Annotated in this window: 20 protein-coding genes; 11 read left to right on the top strand and 9 right to left on the bottom strand. The window is 65.1% G+C overall.

Annotation, left to right across the window (positions count from 1 at the left end; genetic code table 11):
* The first annotated feature begins 86 nt into the window (after positions 1–86).
* Positions 87–887, top strand: coding sequence for an SDR family NAD(P)-dependent oxidoreductase (locus tag P6U24_RS05175; RefSeq protein WP_407158117.1), 801 nt, complete (start codon positions 87–89; stop codon positions 885–887).
* 288 nt (positions 888–1,175) lie between these two features.
* On the opposite strand, the gene P6U24_RS05180 is transcribed toward P6U24_RS05175, so the two are convergent.
* From P6U24_RS05180 to P6U24_RS05190, 3 genes are all read right to left on the bottom strand, one after another.
* Positions 1,176–1,946 (bottom strand): hypothetical protein, encoded by a 771-nt coding sequence (locus tag P6U24_RS05180; RefSeq protein ID WP_407160784.1) that lies wholly within the window; start codon positions 1,944–1,946, stop codon positions 1,176–1,178.
* Positions 1,947–1,990: 44 nt separating this feature from the next.
* On the bottom strand, positions 1,991–2,476 hold the full coding sequence (locus tag P6U24_RS05185) for a DUF924 family protein (RefSeq protein WP_407160785.1): 486 nt from the start codon (positions 2,474–2,476) through the stop codon (positions 1,991–1,993).
* 273 nt (positions 2,477–2,749) lie between these two features.
* Positions 2,750–4,294: a cation:proton antiporter gene (locus P6U24_RS05190; protein WP_407158118.1), complete on the bottom strand. Its 1,545-nt coding sequence runs from the start codon at positions 4,292–4,294 to the stop codon at positions 2,750–2,752.
* Positions 4,295–4,475: 181 nt separating this feature from the next.
* Here P6U24_RS05190 and P6U24_RS05195 point away from each other — a divergent pair, with 181 nt between their 5' ends.
* From P6U24_RS05195 to P6U24_RS05205, 3 genes are all read left to right on the top strand, one after another.
* Positions 4,476–5,231: a hypothetical protein gene (locus P6U24_RS05195; RefSeq protein ID WP_407160786.1), complete on the top strand. Its 756-nt coding sequence runs from the start codon at positions 4,476–4,478 to the stop codon at positions 5,229–5,231.
* Positions 5,232–5,385: 154 nt separating this feature from the next.
* The gene (locus tag P6U24_RS05200) at positions 5,386–7,296 is read left to right on the top strand and encodes a propionyl-CoA synthetase (protein ID WP_407160787.1); all 1,911 of its coding nucleotides are present in this window, start codon (positions 5,386–5,388) and stop codon (positions 7,294–7,296) included.
* Between the two features lie 278 nt (positions 7,297–7,574).
* A complete protein-coding gene (locus P6U24_RS05205) occupies positions 7,575–7,850 on the top strand; it encodes a hypothetical protein (RefSeq protein WP_407158119.1) in 276 nt (91 codons plus the stop codon).
* Between the two features lie 120 nt (positions 7,851–7,970).
* Here P6U24_RS05205 and P6U24_RS05210 read toward each other — a convergent pair whose 3' ends face one another.
* Positions 7,971–8,669: a DUF1013 domain-containing protein gene (locus P6U24_RS05210; protein ID WP_407158120.1), complete on the bottom strand. Its 699-nt coding sequence runs from the start codon at positions 8,667–8,669 to the stop codon at positions 7,971–7,973.
* A gap of 252 nt (positions 8,670–8,921) precedes the next feature.
* Here P6U24_RS05210 and ispH point away from each other — a divergent pair, with 252 nt between their 5' ends.
* Genes ispH through rnhA form a run of 3 tightly spaced genes read left to right on the top strand, consistent with a single transcriptional unit; the run spans position 8,922 to position 11,355 of the window.
* Positions 8,922–9,890: a 4-hydroxy-3-methylbut-2-enyl diphosphate reductase gene (gene ispH / locus P6U24_RS05215; RefSeq protein ID WP_407160788.1), complete on the top strand. Its 969-nt coding sequence runs from the start codon at positions 8,922–8,924 to the stop codon at positions 9,888–9,890.
* A gap of 6 nt (positions 9,891–9,896) precedes the next feature.
* On the top strand, positions 9,897–10,877 hold the full coding sequence (locus tag P6U24_RS05220) for a homoserine kinase (RefSeq protein ID WP_407158121.1): 981 nt from the start codon (positions 9,897–9,899) through the stop codon (positions 10,875–10,877).
* A gap of 13 nt (positions 10,878–10,890) precedes the next feature.
* Positions 10,891–11,355, top strand: coding sequence for a ribonuclease HI (rnhA, locus tag P6U24_RS05225; RefSeq protein ID WP_407158122.1), 465 nt, complete (start codon positions 10,891–10,893; stop codon positions 11,353–11,355).
* Positions 11,356–11,540: 185 nt separating this feature from the next.
* Here the strand turns inward: rnhA and P6U24_RS05230 are convergent, their stop codons facing one another.
* From P6U24_RS05230 to P6U24_RS05250, 5 genes are all read right to left on the bottom strand, one after another.
* Complete coding sequence (locus P6U24_RS05230) at positions 11,541–12,026, bottom strand: peroxiredoxin (RefSeq protein ID WP_407158123.1); 486 nt, start codon at positions 12,024–12,026, stop codon at positions 11,541–11,543.
* Positions 12,027–12,161: 135 nt separating this feature from the next.
* Positions 12,162–13,844, bottom strand: a complete 1,683-nt coding sequence (locus P6U24_RS05235) for a long-chain fatty acid--CoA ligase (protein ID WP_407158124.1) — start codon at positions 13,842–13,844, stop codon at positions 12,162–12,164.
* Positions 13,845–14,032: 188 nt separating this feature from the next.
* A complete protein-coding gene (locus tag P6U24_RS05240; protein ID WP_407158125.1) occupies positions 14,033–15,367 on the bottom strand; it encodes a D-alanyl-D-alanine carboxypeptidase family protein in 1,335 nt (444 codons plus the stop codon).
* Between the two features lie 306 nt (positions 15,368–15,673).
* Positions 15,674–17,476 (bottom strand): glucan ABC transporter ATP-binding protein/ permease, encoded by a 1,803-nt coding sequence (locus tag P6U24_RS05245; protein WP_407158126.1) that lies wholly within the window; start codon positions 17,474–17,476, stop codon positions 15,674–15,676.
* Positions 17,477–17,580: 104 nt separating this feature from the next.
* Positions 17,581–18,618 (bottom strand): ABC transporter substrate-binding protein, encoded by a 1,038-nt coding sequence (locus P6U24_RS05250; protein ID WP_407158127.1) that lies wholly within the window; start codon positions 18,616–18,618, stop codon positions 17,581–17,583.
* Between the two features lie 251 nt (positions 18,619–18,869).
* On the opposite strand from P6U24_RS05250, the gene P6U24_RS05255 reads away from it, so the two are divergent.
* From P6U24_RS05255 to P6U24_RS05270, 4 genes are all read left to right on the top strand, one after another.
* The gene (locus P6U24_RS05255; RefSeq protein WP_407158128.1) at positions 18,870–19,250 is read left to right on the top strand and encodes a hypothetical protein; all 381 of its coding nucleotides are present in this window, start codon (positions 18,870–18,872) and stop codon (positions 19,248–19,250) included.
* A gap of 109 nt (positions 19,251–19,359) precedes the next feature.
* Positions 19,360–19,761, top strand: a complete 402-nt coding sequence (gene hisE / locus P6U24_RS05260) for a phosphoribosyl-ATP diphosphatase (protein ID WP_407158129.1) — start codon at positions 19,360–19,362, stop codon at positions 19,759–19,761.
* A 64-nt stretch (positions 19,762–19,825) separates the two neighbouring features.
* On the top strand, positions 19,826–20,407 hold the full coding sequence (locus P6U24_RS05265) for a YqaA family protein (protein ID WP_407158130.1): 582 nt from the start codon (positions 19,826–19,828) through the stop codon (positions 20,405–20,407).
* 173 nt (positions 20,408–20,580) lie between these two features.
* Entirely contained in the window at positions 20,581–21,126 is a 546-nt protein-coding gene (locus P6U24_RS05270) for a hypothetical protein (RefSeq protein WP_407160789.1), read from the top strand.
* Positions 21,127–21,191 lie beyond the last annotated feature (65 nt).

Raw genomic sequence — 21,191 nt, forward strand, 5'->3', positions numbered from 1 at the left:
CGTGTGCGTCTGCCGTCCCGACGGTTGACGGGCGCCGCTGCGCCCGTCCAATTTGCCCGCCAAGCAGAAGACCAAGGGAGAAAACGATGGATCGTCTCAAGGGCAAGGTCGCCATGGTGGTCGGCGCCGGCTCGATCGGGCCGGGCTGGGGCAATGGCAAGGCGACCGCGGTCACCTTCGCGCGCGAGGGCGCGCAGGTGTTCTGCGTCGATCGTAATCCGGCCGCGGCCGAGGAGACGGCTAGGATCATCGCTGGCGAGGGCGGCCGCGCGACCGCCTTCACGGCGGACGTGTCGCGGGCCGGCGACGTCGCGGCGATGGTCAAGCTCTGCCTCGACACCTACGGCCGGATCGATGTGCTCGACAACAATGTCGGCATCGCCGAGATGGGCAGCGTCGTCGATGTCGAGGAGTCCGAATGGGACCGCGTCTTCGCCGTCAATCTCAAGAGCGCCTGTCTTGCCATGAAGCATGTCATCCCGGTGATGGTCGCCCAGGGCGGCGGCTCGATCATCAACATCTCATCGGTGGCCTCGATCCGCCAGGTCGGCATCTCCTATGTCAGCTACGGCGCCAGCAAGGCGGCAATGAACCAGATGACGCGCACCACGGCGGTGGAGTTCGCACCCAAGCATGTGCGCGTGAACGCGATCCTGCCGGGATTGATGAAGACGCCGATGGTCGAGCATTCTGCCGGGCTTGCCGCGAGCTACGCCAAGGGCGACGTCGAAGAGATGTGGCGCAAGCGCGATGCGCAGGTGCCGATGGGCCATATGGGCGAAGCCTGGGACGTCGCCAATGCCGCGCTGTTCTTGGCGTCCGACGAGTCGCGCTACATCACCGGCATCGAGCTTGTCGTCGACGGCGGGCTGACGTGTCGGAGTTAGGCAGGCTCCCACCGCGGCAAAAGCGCAAAATCACGCACATTTCTCGCGGTGCGCTCGCTGCAACCTCGCCCCGCTTGCCGGGAGAGGTCGGATTGCATCGCCAGATGCAATCCGGGTGAGGGGGTACAGGTCTAACGGCACACACGGAGCAAGCGTCTGCCCCTCACCCCAACCCTCTCCCCGTAAGAACGGGGAGAGGGAGTTCACCGCCGATGGCGCGACCGCGAACAGCTTCTCAAGTCGAGAGCATGCCTCCGGCGCCGAGATCACAATCGTTTGTTGTTGGTGCTATTGCGCCATCGCCAGCAGGCCACCGGCGAATGAATGCCACATCGGAGTCATGCTGATCGGCCAGTTCAGAAGCTTCACTGCGACCAGCGCGAGGCCGCCATAGACGTAGACCGGATGCGGGCGGCCCAGCCTGCGCCAGTCATAGACGATCGCCACGACGAGCAGCAGATAGGCGACCAGCGCCGGGGCGATTGTGACCGGCACCGGCGGCGGGCCGAGCGGTCCCGGCGGGGCGAGGAAGGTCAGGAACCAGCGCGCCACGGCCGCATCGAGCAGAGAGATGGCGGCGAGCAGCATCAGCCGCTTGTGAGTCTCGGGCCGGCGTGTCGCGGCGATGGCCAGCGCAAACACTAGGGCAAAGAACGCAATCCCGCTCAGCGGCACGATCGCGAAGGCGATACCCTCGTTGGGCTGCCCGATCGCGGCTGAGTGCTTCATGGCTTCGATCGCGACCATGACGCCGAAGATCACCATGGCGGTCGCCAGCGACACGCCGCCAATGCCGAGGGAACGATGCCAGGCCGTGCGGCCGGAGGCCGGAAGCCAGCTCTGGAAGGCGAAATACAAGGTCCAGGTGAAGAACAACAAGCCGTGGAAATGCACCACGGGCGCGCCGGAGAACGATCCGCGCGCCAGCGGCAGCCAATAGGTCGGCGCAAAGCCGAGAAAGGCGACCGCCGCACAGGCGAGCGCCATGTTGAAATAAAAATAGCGCGCAGGGGACGCGATGACGCCGCGTGCGCGCGAATTGTCGATCAGTGTCGTCATGGACATTGTGTCTCGCCGCAACGGCTTTGGTTCAATGAGTCCCGCTACCCCGCAAAGCCACCCCGATCGAGATACTCCTGCTCCTCCGCCGTCATGGCGCGGCCGAGAATCGGGTTGCGGTGGGGAAAGCGGCCGAAACGCCTGATGATGTCGCGATGGCGCTCGGCAGCCTGCGCAGCTTCCCCGCCGAGCTCGCGCATCAGCGCCACCGCGCGCTCCTGGTCGGCCAAATCTTCCGAATGACAAAACGGCAAATAGAAGAAGGCCCGGAGCTCGCGACTAACCTGCTGGTCAAACCCCGCTGCAACGGCACGGCTTGCGATTTCGTAGGCCTGCGCATCGCTGGCATAGACGCGCGGCGTGCCTCGGAACGCATTGCGCGGGAACTGATCGAGCAGAATGAGCAGCGCCAGCGCGCCGTCCGGCGTCGCCGCCCAGTCGTTCAGCTCGCCGCGTGTTGCCGCCTCGTGGGCGGACAGGAATCGTTCGCGAAAGCAGCGGTCGAAATTCGCATCTTTGGCAAACCACATGGGTTTGCCGGCCTCCTGCCAGAAGGAGACGACATCCGCAGGCGCGACTGGATGCCGCCCTGGGCCATCGCAGTGTGCGTTGCCGGCATGATATTCGCGCTCGAGGAAACCTTCGCGGCTTGCTGTCGAGGCGTCGGTCGGTCGGTCCGTGGACATCGTTGAAAATCTCTGCAGGCTGTCGCTGCGGTTTGACACGCAGCCTTAGAGAAGAAGGCTCGCAGATCAGTATTTCCCGCGTGTTACTGATGAGTTGCGACGGAAATCATTCGAGCTCTAACCCTGCGCACCGAGCTCAGCGCGGTCGAGCTCTTCTTCCAACTGATGGAAAGCGTCATCGCCGATATCTTCGGACTGGCGCAGCGACAGGATGGCGCGGCGCGCCGCTGCCAAAGCGCGCCGTCGCAACGGATCGGCCGGCAGCTCGGTCGTGGTGACACCGCCGTCCGGGTTGCCTTCGGCCTGCATCAGCACCTCGCGATATTCCTGCCGCAGCAGCTCCGCCTGCAGTGAGCCGTCGCCGTCGATCTCCTGCAGTGCCGCGCGATAGGCGACGCCCCGGGCACGCGCGACCTCGCTCCCCACCGGATTGTTGTCCTTGAGCTGCAGCGCGAGGATCAGGGGCCGCAGGGTCAGTCCCTGCAGCACGAGCGTGCCGAGCACGACCGAGCACGCGACCAGCAGGATGAGATCGCGATAGGGAAAGCCGTCGGGCAGCGCATAGGCGGAGGCCAGCGTCACGATACCGCGCATGCCGCACCAGGAGACCGCCACGCCGCCCTTGAGCGTCGGCACCTCGCGGGCAATGCCCGGCCCGAGCACCCCTCTGCGGCACAACGAACGCATCACTGCGCCATAACTCATGACCCACAGGATGCGCGCGAGGATGACGGCGACGAGCACGCAGGCGGCGATCTCGGCATATTGCAGCCGGATCACGTCATCGAGTCGGTCCCAGATCGGGCCGAGCTGCATGCCGATCAGCACGAAGGCAAGGACATTGAGGATGAAGACCACGGTCTCCCAGACTGCATAGGACGGCACGCGCAGCCGCGCCGGCGTCCGCTCCGGTGCCGTGCGAGCCAGCGTGACCGCGAAGACCACCACGGCGAGAATGCTGGAGAGGCCGAGACGTTCGGCCGCAATCCAGATCAGGAAGGTGCCGCTGAATTGCAGGATGATCGCGGTCGGCGCGTCGTTGACGCGCGCCGTGATCCGCAACCAGATTCGTGCAGCGAGATAGCCTGCGACCAGGCTTCCGGCCAGCGCCAGCACGATCGAGGGCGCGATGCGGCTCCAGGTGACCTCGTGCAGCAGCGCGATGCGGACCGCGATGCGGTAGATCAGCAGCGCGCTGGCGTCGTTGAGCAGGCTTTCGCCCTCCAGGATCTTCTGGATGCGATAGGGCAGGTTGACCTGGCGCAGGATGGCGACTGCCGCGGCGGCATCGGGCGGCGCGACGATGGCGCCGAGCGCGACCGCCGCAGCCCATGGCATGTCGGGCACCAGCCAATGCGCCACCACCGCGACGGCGACCGTCGTGACCGTGACCGCGACAATGACCAGCATCGATACCGGCAGCCAGTTGTTGCGCAGGTCCCGCAGCGAGGTGTCATAGGCGGCATCGAGCAGCACCGGCGCGACGAACACGGCCAGCGTCAGGTCGGGGTCGAAGGTCCAGCTCGGCACCCCCGGCACGAAAGCCAGCAGCACGCCGCCGACGGCGAGCAGCGTGGGGTAGGGCACCTTGATCCGCCGCGCCAGTGCCAAGAGCACGACGGATGCGAGCAAGAGGCCGATGATCCATTCGAATGTCGTCAAGCCATGGTTCCCAGGTTATGCAAGGATGTGTCGCATCTTGGGGCATCTTGGACCTATCTGTATATTTGCCGCAAATCGCTGCGTCAGTGGAGCCCTTGTTTTGGGCCGTCCGAATTTGAAAGATCCGGTCGTCGTGGTTGTTCTCGCATTATCAGGTCCTGCTGCGCCACGCTGTCACGCCCTGGTTCGTCTGCTCTTGGTCGCGCCGCTGTGGTTTGCGCTTGCCGCAAAGGCGCACGCGATCGGCGCCGCCGAGCCGGGCAAGGAGCCCGCGGTCGATCCGGCGGCCTGCGTCGCGGCCGCCGAGGCCAATGACGCCGACAAGATCCTGACCGAATGCGGCGCGCTGATCGACAATGCCAAGACGGCGCGGACCGACCGCGTCAATGCGCTCATCGCGCATGCCTCCGCTCTGATCCGGAAAGGTGAGACCGACCGCGCCATCTCCGACTACGACGTCGTGCTGCAGCTCGAGCCGACTCTTGCCGACATCTTCAACGCGCGCGGCGAGCTCGAGCACAAGAAGGGCGACCGGGTCAGAGCGCTTTCGGATTTCGCCGCGGCGCTGAAGCTCAATCCGGCGCATGTCAGCGCCCGCGCCAATTACCATGCGCTGGGCCTGGAATTGGAGCGGCTGGGCGCGCAGATGGCGGTCGCCGGCAAGCCGAGCTTCAGCTGCGCGCAGGCGCGGCGTCCGGTGGAGAGGGCGATCTGCGCCGACCCCGAGCTTGCCGATCTCGATCGCGAGATCTTCGCAGCGAATACCCGGGTGGTGCGGCAGGCAACCAGCACCAGCGCGCGCGAGGGCCAGGCGCGGCGCCGCGAGCAGGAGCAGTATCTCGCCCGCCGCGACGCCGGTTTCGGCCGCCCCGGCTTCGACCTGAAGAAGGAGATGCAGGGCCGGCTCGAACGGCTCCAGGCCGGTGGCGGGTATTGAATTGCTCCATCGCCGAAAGGCGTAGCCATTCCCGCTTGAAATGGCTGCGCATCACGTGAAGATGCGGTGAAACCTATGCGAATTGATCCGGATCATGGCCGCCGGGCTGGCGCCGATCCAGATCGATGACAACAACACGATCCGGGAGGCGATGATGAACGTTCAAGGCAAGAGCGGCTATCACGAGGTTCACGCCCGCTCGCTTGCCGACCCCGAGGGCTTCTGGGCCGAGGCGGCGCGCGAGATCGACTGGATCGAACCGGCACGGAAAATCTTCGATCCCGCTGTGGGTGCCTATGGCCGCTGGTTCACCGGCGCCGTCGTCAATACCTGCTACAACGCGCTCGATCGTCATGTTGCTGGCGGCCGCGCCGATCAGCTCGCGCTGATCCACGATTCGCCGCTCACGGGCAGCGTGACCAAGCTGACCTATGCCGAGATGTTGCGCGAGGTCGAGACGCTCGCGGCCGTAATGCAGGAGTTCGGCGTCACCAAGGGCGATCGCGTCATCCTCTACATGCCGATGGTGCCCGAGGCGGTGGTGGCGATGCTGGCCTGCGCGCGCATCGGCGCCGTGCATTCGGTGGTGTTCGGCGGCTTTGCCGCCAAGGAGCTGGCGACGCGGATCGACGATGCCGCGCCGAAGCTGATCCTCTCGGCAAGCTGCGGCATCGAGCCCGGCCGCATCGTGCAGTACAAGCCGCTGCTGGACGAGGCGATCGGGCTTGCCAGCGCCAAGCCGGAGGCCTGCATCATCCTGCAGCGGCCGCAGCATACTTGCGAGCTCGTCGCCGGCCGCGACCATGACTGGGCCAGCTTGCGTCAGGCCGCGCTTGATGCCGGCAAGGTTGCCGCTTGCGTGCCGGTGCTCGCGACCGATCCGCTCTACATCCTCTACACATCGGGAACGACGGGGAAGCCGAAAGGCGTGGTGCGTGACAATGGCGGGCACCTCGTCGCGCTGAAATGGTCGATGTCCAATCTCTACGGCATCAAGCCTGGCGAGGTCTGGTGGTGCGGCTCCGACATCGGTTGGGTGGTCGGCCACAGCTACATCGTCTATGGGCCGCTGATCCATGGCGCCACCTCGATCATGTATGAGGGCAAGCCGGTCGGCACGCCCGATGCCGGCGCGTTCTGGCGTGTGATAGCAGAGCACAGAGCGGTGGCGCTGTTCACCGCGCCGACCGCGTTCCGTGCCATCCGCAAGGAAGATCCCGATGGCGAGCAGATCCGCAAATATGATCTGTCGCAATTCCGTACGCTGTTCCTGGCCGGCGAGCGCGCCGATCCGCCGACGGTCGAATGGGCAGAACAACAATTGAACGTGCCGGTGATCGATCACTGGTGGCAGACCGAGACCGGCTGGTGCATCGCCGGCAATCCGGTTGGGCTTGGGCTCTTGCCGGTCAAGCACGGCTCGCCGACGGTGCCGATGCCCGGCTATCAGGTCGACATTGTCGACGAAGCTGCAAAGCCGGTGACGGCGAATACGATGGGCTCGATCGTGATCAAGCTGCCGATGCCGCCCGGCTGCCTGCCGACGCTGTGGCAGCAGGACGACCGCTTCAAGGAGGCCTATCTCACCGAGTTTCCCGGCTACTACAAGACGTCGGATGCCGGCTACAAGGACGAGGACGGCTATGTCTTCGTGATGGGGCGTACCGACGACATCATCAATGTCGCCGGCCATCGGCTGTCGACGGGCGGCATGGAGGAGATCCTCGCCTCGCATCCCGATGTCGCCGAATGCGCGGTGCTCGGCATCAAGGATGCGATCAAGGGCGAGGTGCCCTGCGGCTTCCTGGTGCTGAAGGCCGGCGTGGCGCGCAGTCCCAGTGAGATCGAGAAGGAGGTCGTCGGCCTGGTGCGCGAGAAGCTCGGCCCGGTCGCCGCGTTCAAGCTCGCGATCACGGTCGGCCGGCTGCCGAAGACACGTTCGGGCAAGATCCTGCGCGGCACCATCAAGAAGATCGCCGACGGCGAGGCCTGGGCGATGCCGGCCACCATCGAGGACCCCAAGGTGCTGGACGAGATCGGCACCGCGCTGAAGGGGCGGGTGTGACGCCGGTATGATGGGCTCGAGCGCGACATGGAGCCGTCATTGCGAGGAGCCGAAGGCGACGAAGCAATCCAGACTACCTTCACATGCTGGATTGCCTCGCTCCGCTCGCAATGACGGCAGTCGTTGACTGCGAGGCTCGGCCGCTCTCAGGCGAATAGGGAGCGAGCAGCCTTCTCATGCAAGGCTCCCCGGAAACTGCCGCCGTCGTGGCGTTCATCCCTGACTTACAAACTCCGCATTTTCGGCTAAACAGGGCGCCCATTCCGATCGAGAGCCCGATGCGCCTGCCTCATTCGTTTTCGTTCCTCATCGTTCCCTTCGTCGCCCTGTCGCTCGCCGGCTGTGCCGCTCGCAATACGGGGACGGTGACCGCCGTCGGCAATGATGACGATGATTCCTATTGCCGCGCCAACAACACCGTGGCAGCCGGCTCGCCGGAATATGTCGCCTGCCGCAGGGATCGCGATGTGCAGCGCCAGCGGGCCGAGGCGAAGGCCGACCGCAGGCAGCGCGATCTCGGCGAATACATGATGAACCACCCGGATCGTCCGTAACGACGGTGCGCTCCTCCCGTTGTTACGGGGAGAGGTTAAAGGCGTGCTGCGCGCCCGCTGCAAACAAAAATGGCGCCGGTAAATCCGGCGCCATGATCGTGAGATGCGAAGAGGGCGGTCTCACCTATCTTCGTCGTCCTCCGGCTTCTTGCCGCCGATCGTCTTCAGCTTGGCGAACACGGCATCCACGTTGAGATCGTCGGATTCCCGCGCGGCCGGTTCGTACTCGTCCTTGCGGGTGGTCTCGGAGGCCGGCAGCAGGGTGGCGCCGCTGTACTGGGCCTCGATCGGCTTCTCCTTGGCGGCGCGCTGCACCTCGAAATCGAGCTCGATCTGCGAGCACAGGCCGAGCGTCACCGGGTCCATCGGGGTCAGGGTCTGAGCGTTCCAATGGGTACGGTCGCGGACGCTGGCGATGGTGCTCTTGGTGGTGCCGACCAGGCGCATGATCTGCGCGTCCTTCAGCTCGGGATGGTTGCGCACCAGCCAGAGGATTGCGCTCGGCCGCTCATGCCGGCGCGACACCGGGGTATAGCGCGGCCCCTTGCGCTTGGGCTGCGGCGGCAGCACCACCTTGCTCTCCTGCAGCCTGAGGCGGTAATTCGGGTCCTTTTCGCCCTTTTCGATCTCCTCGCGGGTGAGCTGGCCGGTCGAGATCGGGTCCATGCCCTTGATGCCCTGGGCCGCATCGCCGTCGGCGATGGCGCGCACCTCGAGCGGATGCATCTTGGTAAAATCGGCGACCTGGTCGAAGGTCAGCGCAGTATTGTCGACCAGCCACACGGCAGTTGCCTTTGGCATCAGCGGGGCGTTGCTCATGGCAAATCTCCTTTGTGCTCCGCCCCCTCCTTGGTGGCGAAACCTGCGGTCATCAGCGATGACGGGAATTGGCCCCTATATAGTCCCTTCCGGGGCGCTGGCGCAATGCCTTGCGGAAACGCCTTGACAGCGCTCGAAAGCGGTCCCAAGTCCTTATCCGAACCGTCGCATTCCCAGAGTTCTATGACCGTCCTCCCGCATGCCGGCCCGGGGGCCGGATCGGCCGAAAATCAGCCCGCACAGATCAGCTCCATGGCAGCCAAACCAGACCTTCGAATCGTGCTTTGCTCGCCGCGGGGCTTCTGCGCCGGCGTGGTGCGGGCGATTGATACCGTCGAACGGGCTCTCGCCATCTACGGCGCCCCCGTCTATGTCCGGCACGAGATCGTCCACAACAAGTATGTCGTAGACAGCCTGAAGACCAAGGGTGCCATTTTCGTCGAGGAACTGGCCGAGATCCCGGACAATACCAACGCGCCGGTAGTATTTTCCGCACATGGCGTGCCGAAATCGGTTCCGGCCGAGGCCCAGGCCCGCAATTTCTTCTCCCTGGACGCCACCTGCCCGCTGGTCACCAAGGTGCACCGGGAGGCGGCGATCCACTTCAAGCGGGGCCGCGAGATCCTCCTGATCGGCCATTCCCACCACCCGGAGGTGGTCGGGACCGTCGGCCAGCTGCCGCCGGGCGCGGTGACCCTGATCGAGACCGCCGAGGACGCCGCGACCTTCGCCCCGAAGGACCCCGACAACCTCGCTTTCGTGACCCAGACCACGCTGTCGATCGACGACACCAAGGATATCGTCGCGATCCTCAAGGGCCGGTTCCCGAACATCTCCGGGCCGCACAAGGAAGACATCTGCTACGCCACGACCAACCGCCAGCTGGCGGTGAAGAAGGTGGCGCCGGTGGTCGACGCGCTGATCGTGGTCGGCGCGCCGAACTCCTCCAACTCGCAGCGTCTGCGCGAGGTTGCCGAGCGCGAGGGCTGCCCGATCGCGGTGCTGGCCCAGCGCGCCTCGGATATCGACTGGACGCGCTTCGAGGGCATCAAGAGCCTTGGCATCACGGCCGGCGCCTCGGCGCCGGAGGTGATCGTCGAGGAGATCATGGGCGCCTTCGCCGAGCGCTTCACGCTGCATGTGGAGACGGTGTCGGCCGCCGAGGAGAACGAGTTCTTCCCGCTGCCGCGTTCGCTGCGGCCCGAAGCTGCCGCGGAATAGTCTTACATGGCGGTCTATACCGACGTTGCCGCCGACGAGCTTGCGGACTACCTCAATCGATACGACATCGGCGAACTGCTCTCCTACAAGGGCATCGCCGAAGGCGTCGAGAACTCCAATTTCCTGCTCCACACCACCAAGGGCTCGTTCTTCCTGACGCTCTATGAGAAGCGCGTCGCGAAGGGTGACCTGCCGTTCTTTCTCGGCCTGATGGCGCATCTGGCGCGCCATGGCATCGTCTGTCCGCAGCCGGTGAAGATGAAGTCGGGCGAGACCTTGTCCGAGCTTGCCGGGCGGCCGGCGGCGATCATCGATTTCCTCGAAGGCGTGTGGCCGCGCAAGCCGACCGCGATGCATTGCGCTGGTATTGGCCAGGCGCTGGCGAAGCTGCATCTTGCCGGTCACGATTTCAGTATGCGGCGCGCCAATGCGCTGTCGGTTGACGGCTGGCGGCCGCTGTTCGCCCAGGCGGCATCGCGTGCGGATACGGTGCAAGCGGGGTTATCGGCCTTCCTCGCGGCCGAGCTCGATCACCTCGAGGCTGACTGGCCGCGCGACTTGCCGGACGGCATCATCCACGCCGATCTGTTTCCGGACAATGCGCTGTTCCTCGGCGACAAGCTGTCGGGCCTGATCGACTTCTACTTCGCCTGCAACGACATCCTCGCCTACGACATCGCGATCTGCCTCAATGCCTGGTGCTTCGAGGCCGATCATTCCTTCAACGTCACCAAGGCGCGGGCCTTCCTCAACGCCTATGGCCGCGAGCGCGCGCTGTCGGAGGCCGAGCAGGCGGCGCTGCCGCTGCTCGCGCGGGGAGCCGCGATCCGCTTCCTGCTGACGCGGCTGGTCGACTGGCTCAACGTGCCGCCGGGCGCGCTGGTGAAGCCGAAGGATCCGCTCGAATATGTCCGCAAGCTGCGCTTCCACCAGAGCGTTTTGAGCGTGCGCGACTATGGCCTGATCGCCTCCGGAGCCTTGACGTGACCGGAGCTTTGGCATGAGTGCGCTTCCGCTCGTCACCGTTCACACCGATGGCGCCTGCTCGGGCAATCCCGGTCCGGGCGGCTGGGGCGCGATCCTCAAATTCGGCGACAAGGAGAAGGAGCTGAAGGGCGGTGAGCCGCACACCACCAACAACCGCATGGAGTTGATGGCGGCGATCTCCGCGCTGGAAGCGTTGAAGAGGCCGTGCCAGGTCGAGCTCTACACCGACAGCCAATATGTCCGGCAGGGCATCACAGGGTGGATTCACGGCTGGAAGAAGAACGGCTGGAAGACCGCCGACAAGAAGCCGGTGAAGAACGCCGAGCTGTGGCAGCGGCTCGATGCGGCGCTGAAGCCGCACACGGTGCATTGGCACTGGGTCAAGGGCCACGCCGGCCACGCCGAGAACGAGCGCGCCGACCAGCTCGCTCGTGACGGCGTCGCCATGGCGAGGCTGCAGCAGAACGTAAGGGGTTGACTTGCTCCACTGTCATCGTCCGCGCAGGCGGACGATCCAGTCTCCTAAAGACGATCGTGTGAACAGCCGAGAAGCCGCGGCGTCCTGGATTCCCCGCCTTCGCGGGGAATGACAGCGTTTGTGTAGCGGCACGCGCGCGTTGATCGAATGAGTTTCTTGCGTGCCTCAGTACTAAGGCGCGCGCCTTACAGCTGCTCCAGCAGCGTGTCGCCGCCGGAGACCTCGACCTTGCCCGGCGCGGGCTCGAGGTTGAGCTTTTTCACCACGCCGTCCTCGACCAGCATCGAATAGCGCTTGGACCGGATGCCGAGGCCGTTTGCGGAGGCATCGAGCTCCATGCCGATCGCCTTGGTGAAATCAGCATTGCCGTCGGCGAGGAAGACGGCCTCGTCGCGCTGATCGGTGTCACGCTTCCAGGCGTTCATGACGAAGGCATCGTTGACCGAGACGATGGCGATGGTATCGACGCCCTTGCCCTTGATCGCATAGGCGTTGAGGAAGATGCTCGGCAAATGCATCTTGTGGCAGGTGCCGGTATAGGCCCCGGGCACCGCGAACAGCGCGACCTTCTTGCCCTTGAAGATGTCGTCGGTGGTTTTGACCTGCGGGCCTTCGGCGGTCATGACACGAAACTTGGCTTCCGGCAGCTTGTCGCCGACTTGGATCGTCATCTTCACTTCTCCCTGGAATGGACTGATGTGGGCGGATACCGCCAGCATAGGCGCTTGGACGGAAACGGCAACGGCCCTCCGTGCTCTCGCTTCATCAATTCGAACGTCACGCGCGCTCGGGCCGCAAGGATCACCTCAGGCGGCGGGCTTGTTCTCGTCGCGGAGCTGCCGGCGCAGGATCTTGCCGACATTGGTCTTGGGCAGTTCGGTCCTGAACTCGATCAGCTTGGGGACCTTGTAGTTGGTCAGCTGCTCGTGACAGAACTTGGTGATCTCCTCGGCGCTGAGATTGGGGTCCTTCTTGACAACGAAGGCCTTCACCAACTCGCCCGATTTCGCGTCGGGCTGGCCGATCACGGCGGTTTCCAGCACGCCCGGATGGCTCGCGATCACCTCCTCGACCTCGTTCGGATAGACGTTGAAGCCGGAGACCAGGATCATGTCCTTCTTGCGGTCCACGATCCGGGTGAAGCCGTCCTCCGACATGATGCCGATGTCGCCGGTGCGGAAGTAGCCATCCGCCGTCATCACCTTCGCAGTCTCGTCGGGCCGGTTCCAATAGCCGGCCATCACCTGCGGCCCCTTGGCGCAGATCTCGCCGGCTTGTCCCAGCGGCACCTCGTTGCCATCATCGTCGCGGATCGAGATGTAGGTGGAGGGCACGGGGATGCCGATCGAGCCGTTGAAGGCGGTTGACGTCGGCGGATTGCAGGTGAGCGTCGGCGACGTCTCCGACAGGCCGTAGCCTTCGGCGATGCTGCAACCGGTCACCTGCTGCCACTGCTCGGCGACGGAGCGTTGCACCGCCATGCCGCCGCCGTTGGAGATCTTGAGCTTGGAGAAGTCGACCTTCTTGAAATCGGGATGATGCAACAGCGCGTTATACAGCGTGTTGACCGCCGGGAAATTGTTGACCTGATACTTCATCAGCTCCTTGATGAAGCCAGGGATGTCGCGCGGATTGGGAATCAGGAGATTGGCGCCGCCGGCGCGCACCGCGAGCAGGAAACACGCGGTCAGCGCGAAGATGTGATAGAGCGGCAGCGCGCAGACCACGAGCAACTGATCGATCTGCGGCGGGGTGGCGAGCGCCGGCTGCAACCAGGCGTCGTTCTGCAGCACATTGGCGACGATGTTGCGATGGAGCAGGGTCGCGCCCTTGGAGACGCCGGTGGTGCCGCCGGTATATTGCAGGAAGGCGACGTCGTCGGGTCCGATCGTGGGCCTCTCGAAGCGCTTGGCCCGGCCGGCCGCAACGGCATCGTTGAACGCCACTGCACCGGGCAGCGTGTAGGCCGGCACCATCTTCTTCACGCGCCGCACGACCAGGTTGACGATGACACCTTTGAAGCCGAGCAGGTCGCCCATGCTGGCGACGACGATGTGCTTGACCGCACTATGGCCGACGACCTGCTGCACGGTGTGCGCGAAGTTCTCAAGCACGATGATGGCTTCCGCGCCGGAATCCCTGAGCTGGTGCTCGAGCTCGCGCGGCGTGTAGAGCGGGTTGACGTTGACTACAGTGAAGCCGGCGCGCAGAACCGCAGAGATCGCGACCGGATATTGCAGCACGTTCGGCATCATCAGCGCGACCCGGGCGCCCTTCTGCAGGCCGAGACCCTGCAGATAGGCGGCCAGCGCCGTCGACATCCCATCGAGCTCGCGATAGCTGATCGCCTTGTCCATGCAGATGAAGGCTCTGCGGTCGGCGAACTTCCGGAAGCTCTCTTCGAGCAGCTCGACGAGCGAGGAATATTGCGCGGGATCGATATCGGCCGGAACGCCGGCGGGATAGTGCTTGAGCCAGATGCGCTCCATGGCTTTCCTCTCCGTCCGTCTGCCGCCTCCGGGCGACCGGGACGGCTGTTGCCGGCAGTATCGAATCTGCGGCCATTCAAGGCAAGCGGCTGGGAACCCACAGCGAGGGTTAACGGATCAATGGCGCTGATGTGCCCGATGTGCCAAATGCGCGCGCCGCATTGATGATGCGTCGCGCTGAACAGCTGTTAGCTCGGGCTACTATTGGCCTTGGGCTTGGTGTCCGACTTCGGCTTGGCCGCCGCCTTCGGCTTGCCGGGCTTGACTGCGGCGGCATCGGCCGCGGCCTTCGGGGCGCCGGCCTCAGGCTTGGCGCCGGCGTGGCGAGCGGCGGCCGGCTTGGCGCTGACCTCGGTCGGCTTGGCTCCAGCCTTGTCACCGTCCGTCTTCTTTACCGCGATACGGACCACTTTCTTGCCGCGATGCTTGGACAGGGTCTGGCTGTCGGTATCGGCAGCGACCGCGGCAATCAGCGCCGCGCCGGTCTTGGTCGGACCGGTATAGACCACCACGGGCTCCGAGGGCGCCGCCTGGCTCGCAAGCAGGTCTGCGGGCTTCAGCGCCGGCTGCTGAAGGCCGGCCAGCACCGCGCCGCCTGGCGATTCACTGGCCGAGCTTGCAACCGTATCCTCCTCGTCGTCGCTGGCGGGAGCACGGCGCTTGGGCCCGCACACATCGTCATGGAGATCCGGCGCCGGGACGTCGGTTGGGACAAGGCTGTCAACGGTGCCGAGCGATGGCTTCAGCCAGCTCAGCGCGGTACCGCCAAAGCCGCGATCGAGCATTTGCATCGCGCGCAGCGATCGCGCCTTGCCGGAGGATGCGCCGAGCACGACCGCGATCAGGCGGCGGCCGTTGCGGGTGGCGGAAGCCACCAGATTATAACCGGACGCGCAGATGAAGCCGGTCTTGAAGCCGTCGGCGCCGGGATAGCGGCCGATCAGCTTGTTGAAGTTCTGCGTGATCCGGCGGCCATAGCGGATCGAGGGAATGTGCACGAAATATTCGTATTCCGGCAGGTCGCGGATGATTGCGCGGGCCAGCATCGCCAGGTCGCGCGCCGAGGTGATCTGGGCGTCGTCGGGCAGGCCGTTCGGGTTGACAAAGTTGGTCTGCGTCATGCCGAGCTTTTGGGCGGTGTCGTTCATCATCGCCGAAAAGCCTTGGATTGAGCCGCCGACGCCTTCCGCGAGCACTACCGCCATGTCGTTGGCGGACTTCACCAGCATCATCTTCAGCGCGTTGTCGACGGTGACCTGCGTGCCCGGACGGAAGCCCATCTTCGATGGCACCTGAGACGCCGCCACCGGCGAGACCGTGAACAGCGTGTCGAGCGTGATCTTGCCGTCCTTGACCGCTTTCAAGGTGACATACGCGGTCATCATCTTGCTCAGCGAGGCCGGATGCCAGGGAATAGTCGCGTTCTGCGCTTCCAGCACCTTGCCGCTATCGGCTTCGACCAGCAGCAGAGCTTCGGCTTGCGCGATGCGGCTGCCGGCCAGCGCCAGCACGGCAACGAGCATGATGAATTTGATTGGCGATAGACGAAGCAACGAGCGAAGCAACTGCACTATCCGATTCCGGTCTTTGAGACCCGCCTCGTGGAAAGAGGAGGGCGATCTGATGTTCGGGTTTCAAGTGTGTCCGGTGCCGCCAACGACGATCACTCGGCTAGTGTTCCCTCGGGCCGGCATTCGCTGGCATGCCGTCAGCAGAGCGGATGCAGGCGACGGAACGCCAGTCGCGGCACGCCGCAAACTATACCCGCCCGCTGCTTCGGAACAGTGGCCAGGCGTTCAATTCCACGATGGAAATGTCGAGGCGGGGACCTATGTCACGGGGCTTGTGCCGCCCTGCGTGAGGACGCTTGTCGGCGACGGAACATCCGCGCGCGCTGCCTCCTGCACCATGAACTGCGCCCTGGCGAGTTCCGCGAAATGACCGCCTTTCGCGACAAGTTCATCGAAAGTTCCGCTTTCGATCACGCGGCCGGCTTCGAACACAAGGATGCGCGTTGCGTTGCGAATCGTCGACAGGCGGTGCGCGATCACGAAAGTGGTGCGTCCCTTCATCACCTCGTCCAGCGCCGCGTTGACCTTGGCTTCGGTCACCGCATCGAGCGCGCTGGTGGCCTCGTCGAGAATCAGGATAGGCGGATCTTTCAGCAGCGCGCGTGCGATTGACAGCCGTTGCCGCTCGCCGCCGGACAGCATGCGGCCACGCTCGCCGGCATTGCTATCAAAGCCCGCTTCGCCGCGCGTGATGAAATCGAGCGCCTGCGCGCGCGCGGCTGCGGTGCGCAGCTCCTCATCCGTGGCGTCGGGCTTGCCGACCAGGAGGTTGTCGCGGATCGAGCGGTTGAACAGCAGCGCCTCCTGGAACACCACGCCGATGTTCCGCCGCAGCGCCGACAGCTTCAGCCCGCGCACGTCCATGCCGTCGATCTTGATGAAGCCGGATTGCGGATCGAAGGCGCGATGCAGCAGCGCGATCGCGGTCGATTTGCCGGCACCGGTCGGGCCGACCAGCGCGATGGTCTGGCCCGGCAGCGCGGTGAAGGTCAGATCCGCCACCGCCGGCCGCTTGCCATCATAGGAGAACGAGACGTCGTGGAATTCGACGAGGCCCGAAAGGCGGCCGGTGTCGATCGCGTCAGGCCGGTCGCGCACCGCTGGCACCGCGTCGAGCACGGTGAAGAACTCCTGCAGCCGCGGCGCTTCCATGAACACGTTGTTGATGAAGGATACGACCTGCTCGAGCTTCTGGATCAGCATGGTCGCGAATGAGACGAACATCACGATGTCGCCGACCGAGGACAGGCCCGCATCATGCAGCGCGATGCCGACGGTGAAAATCGCGAGCACCGTGATGGTGGTGGAGGCGCGGGTGATCACCGTGACGAGCGCCCACCAGCCGAGCACGGGCATCTGCACCGACAACAGCTGCGTCGACACCGAACGCAGGCTCTGCACCTCGGCGTCGATGCGAACGAAGCTCTGCACCAGCGCGACATTGCCGAGCGCGTCGGAGGCGCGCGCCGAAAGGTTGCTGTAGTGCTCCTCGACCTCGCTCTGCATGCCATAGGTCTTGCGCACCACGAGCGTGGTCAGCACCGTGAACACGACACAGAGCACGAACAGCAGGATCGCGAGTCGCCAGTTGAGATAGAGGGACAGCGGCAGCAGCACCACGACCGACATGATGGCGGCGAAATGCTCGCGGAAGAACGACAGCCACAGCCGCCACAGCGCGTCGGTGCCGTTCAGCATCACCTTCATCAGCCGGCCCGAATGGGTGCCGGAGTGGAAGGTCAGCGGAAGCTGCAGGATGTGCTCGAAATAGCTGGTCAGCACCGCCTGGCGCTGGCGGTGGGCGAGGCGGTCGGCATGTAGCGCGATTGTCGCACCGGCCACGATGGTGAACAGGCCGAACGCTGCCCACGCGGCGAGCAGCGGCCACGCGGAGCCGCTCGTGCTGCGCCCCGACAATGCGTCCACGATGCGGCCGAACAGCACGGGCTCGGCGAATTGCGCGCCGGCGAGCGCGAGATTGGCGATCGCCAGGATCCAGCCGAGCCGCGCCTCCTTGCCGAGCAGCTGCAGGACGCGGGCGTAGAGGCGGAGCAGGGACATGGGCAGCAGTTTCGTATCGTCCGGACGCGGTGAAAGTGGCGCCGCAATTTAGCCCTGGAACGGTGCCGGGTGACAGCGCCAATTATCGAGCTCAGCCTGTCAGCTCAATTGATCAGGCGCCCATCGACCGGTGGCAGAAAGCTGTCGTCGAAAATATCGGCGGCAGCGGGGCGCCTGTGGAATTTCTGGTCCTCGCCGATCTGGTCGATGGCGCGCTCCATCCGCAGGGGATCGATGCCGCCAATGCCGTTGCGACGGACTTCCGGCGTGAGAATGTTGTTGGCCAATACGGTCTTGAGCCTTTCGAGCTCGAGTTCGGGCGAGCCGTCATCCATGCGGCTCACCACCGCAGCAGCGGCAGCGGCCGGGTCGCTGATCGAGCGGTGCAGCCCGCCGATCAGCGCACGCACAAAACCCCTCAACGCCTCCGGATGCGCGGCGGCGAAGGCCGGACTGGCGATGACCGCGAGCCCATAGGCCTCGCAGCCATAGTCGGAGAAGTTCAGCACGGCGAGGTCGCTTGCCGGCACGCCGCGGTCGCGCAAGTTGACGGCCGAGAGATAGGAGAAGCCCGTGACGGCATCGACCTGGCCGGCGGACAGGATCGGCTCGCGCACGGCAGCGCCGACCTTGGCAAATTTCAGCTCCGCGGTCTTGATGGCGTTGTGCCGTGCCACGGCCGGCCACAGCCGGATCGAGAGGTCGCCTTCGGCCACGCCGACCGTCTTGCCGTCCAGATCGGCGAGCGTGTGAATATCACGGCTCCTGCGCGCGACGATCGCGTAAGGCGCGCTGTTGAACAGCACGAACACCGCCTTGACCGCCGGCTTGCCGGGCTCACCGTGGAAACGGACCAGCTCGTTGATGTCGGCGAGCGCAAGATCGGCCTCGCCACTGGCGACGCGGGCAATGGCGTCCGCCGGGCCTTTGGCGCTGGTCGTCGCCACCGTAACGCCTTCGGCATTGAACAGGCCGCGACTGTCCGCCAGCACGAGCGGTGCCATGCTCCCGTCAAGCGGACGCTCCAGGACCAGCCGGATGGCTATCGGTAGCCCGTCGTCAGCCCGCGCGCCGAAGCCGGTCAGCGCGGCGAGGCCGATCAGCAGCAGGCTGAGACGAACGAGGAATCGTTGCATGCGCATCGGGTCACGCCGGGCGGTACTCATCCATGATCGTGCAACGCCCAGCCTGCATCGACAAATTCAGTGTGGCGACGGCGCGGACGCTTCCTCGCGCAAGGGGCGCGAGGTGCCATTTTGAGCGCCCAAACCTGAACGATCCATGAGCAGGCCCTGCGGCGTTTTGCGCTGACCCCAGCGGGTTTCCGAACTGGAACCCGAGCGCCATCTGACATGTTGTCACCTCAGATCGCATCGTTATGGAGGATCACGATATGTTCGCATCAGGCGGGATGTTTGCGCGGCTCGGCCGCGCCACGGCGCTGGCGACGATCGCGGCCGTCGCCCTGACGGCGGTCGCGCCTTCGCTGGCTACGGCCGCACCGGCCCAGAAGCGCGTGGCGGCCACCGCGGTTCAGGACAATGGCGCCGTCACCGACATCAGCGCGCGCCGCAGGGTCTATCATCACCGTTACCATGGCGGCGGGGGCGCGGCAGCCGCCGCGGCCTTTGCCGGCATCGTAGGCACCGGGCTTGCGATCGCCGCCGAGCAGCGCCGGCGCGATTATTACGACGACTATTATTACGGCCGGCCGGCCTATTATGGCCAGGGCTACGGCTACTATGGTGGAGGCCCGTATTACCGAGGCTGGTGATTGCCTTGCGGCTTCGAGCAGGTCCGCCGGCATTGCGATGCCGGCGGATTTTTACTTTTTCGTCACAGGCGTTAACACGCTCGCCATGGCTTTCGACTAACGTATCGCCATGAGTGATTCGATCGCGCGGCTCTATCAGGCGGTGCTGGCGGCCCGGGACCTCGATCCCGGCCGGTCACGTACGGCCAAGCTGTTCCAGCGCGGCACCTCCAAAATGGCCAAGAAGCTGGCGGAGGAGGCGATCGAGGTCGCAATCGACGCCGTGAGCGGCGACGCCCATGCCGTGGTGCGCGAGAGCGCCGACCTGATCTACAATCTCACGGTGCTGTGGGCGGAGACCGGGATTCGCCCGGAGGACGTCTGGCGCGAGATGGAGCGGCGCGAACTCCTGCTGGGCATTGCCGAGAAAATGCCGAAACAGCCGGTTAAGGTGCCGAAGACCGCGTCAGCCCGGCTGCAGCGGCGACCAATTGTCGCGCTGGAAACCGGCCCGCTGCACAAACGCCGATAATCGTTCGCAAACATTCACGTCCGCGGCATGGACAAATCGGCCGCGGTTTGCTTCATCGCGGACCATGCTCAGACGGATCTACGACTGGTGTATCGACGCCGCGCACAAGCCGCATGCCCTGTGGATCATGGCTGCGGTCGCCTTCGCCGAAAGCTCGTTCTTTCCGGTCCCGCCGGATGTGATGCTGATTCCGATGTCGCTGGCGAAACCGCAGCGGGCCTGGCTGTTCGCCGCCGTCTGCACGGCGGCGTCCGTGATCGGCGGCCTGCTGGGCTACGCCATCGGCGCGCTGCTCTATGATTCCCTCGGGCATTGGCTGATCCAGCTCTACGGGCTCGGCGACAAGGTCGAAGCGTTCCGCGCCTCCTATGCCGAATGGGGGGCATTGATCATCCTGCTCAAGGGCCTGACGCCGATCCCCTACAAGCTCGTCACCATCACCTCGGGCTTCGCCGGCTACAACGTCGTCCTGTTCGTGCTGTGTTCGGTCGTGGCGCGCGGCGCGCGCTTCTTCATCGCGGCGATCCTGCTCAACCGCTACGGCGAATGGATCCGGGTGCGGATCGAGAAGCATCTCGGGCTGTGGGTTGGGCTCGGCGCCGCGGTGCTGGTGGCCGGCTTCATCGTTGCGTTCAAGCTGATCTGACGCGCGCCGACCAGGTGGGCTGCCCGTCATGCGCGTCGCTCGCACGGCGGATTGTTTGCTGCTATGCTGCCTTCGGTCTGTCGATCTGTCGGAACGCGGTGTCATCAGCTCACTTTGTCCATCGGCCACGGCTCGCGCTGGCGCCTCTCGTCACCGCGCTTCTGGTCGTGCCGATGCTGATCGGGGGGACTGCGACGGGCTGGACGCAGAGCCCGCGCAGTCAGCCGTCATTGGGCCTGCAGGAGCAGGGATCGCCGCCGTCATCCCCGTCTGGCGCGACCGAGCCGCAGCAATCACAGCCGCCGCCGGTGCGCCAGGACAATCCCGGCCTGTTCCAGGACATGGGCAAGCTGTTCGACAAGATTCTGCCGCTGAGGAAATCGGACGAAGGCGGCACCGCGACAGGCGCGGCACCATCGGAGGGGACCTCGGGCGCCGCCGGCGATGCGCTCAAAGGCACCGGTGAGACGCTGTCGCGGCTCGCCAAGCCGTCGACGATGGTGACGGGACGGTCGGTCTGTCCTCTTGCGGCGAACCGCACGCCAGACTGCAAGATGGCTGCCGACAAGCTCTGCCAGAGCAAGGGCTACAAGGAAGGCAAGAGCCTCAACAGCGATGCCGCCGAGAGCTGCTCGCCGAAAGTGCTGATTCCAGGCCGCGCGCGCAAGCCGGACGACTGCCGCACCGACACCTACGTGACATCAGCCTTGTGCCAGTAATCGCGCAGGCTCTGCCTGATCGCTTCCGATCGTGGCTCTGTCGGGCCGAAGGCAGCGCCTTTACG

Origin of the sequence: Bradyrhizobium sp. STM 3557, from assembly GCF_045571465.1 — a bacterium.
Classification (GTDB): domain Bacteria; phylum Pseudomonadota; class Alphaproteobacteria; order Rhizobiales; family Xanthobacteraceae; genus Bradyrhizobium.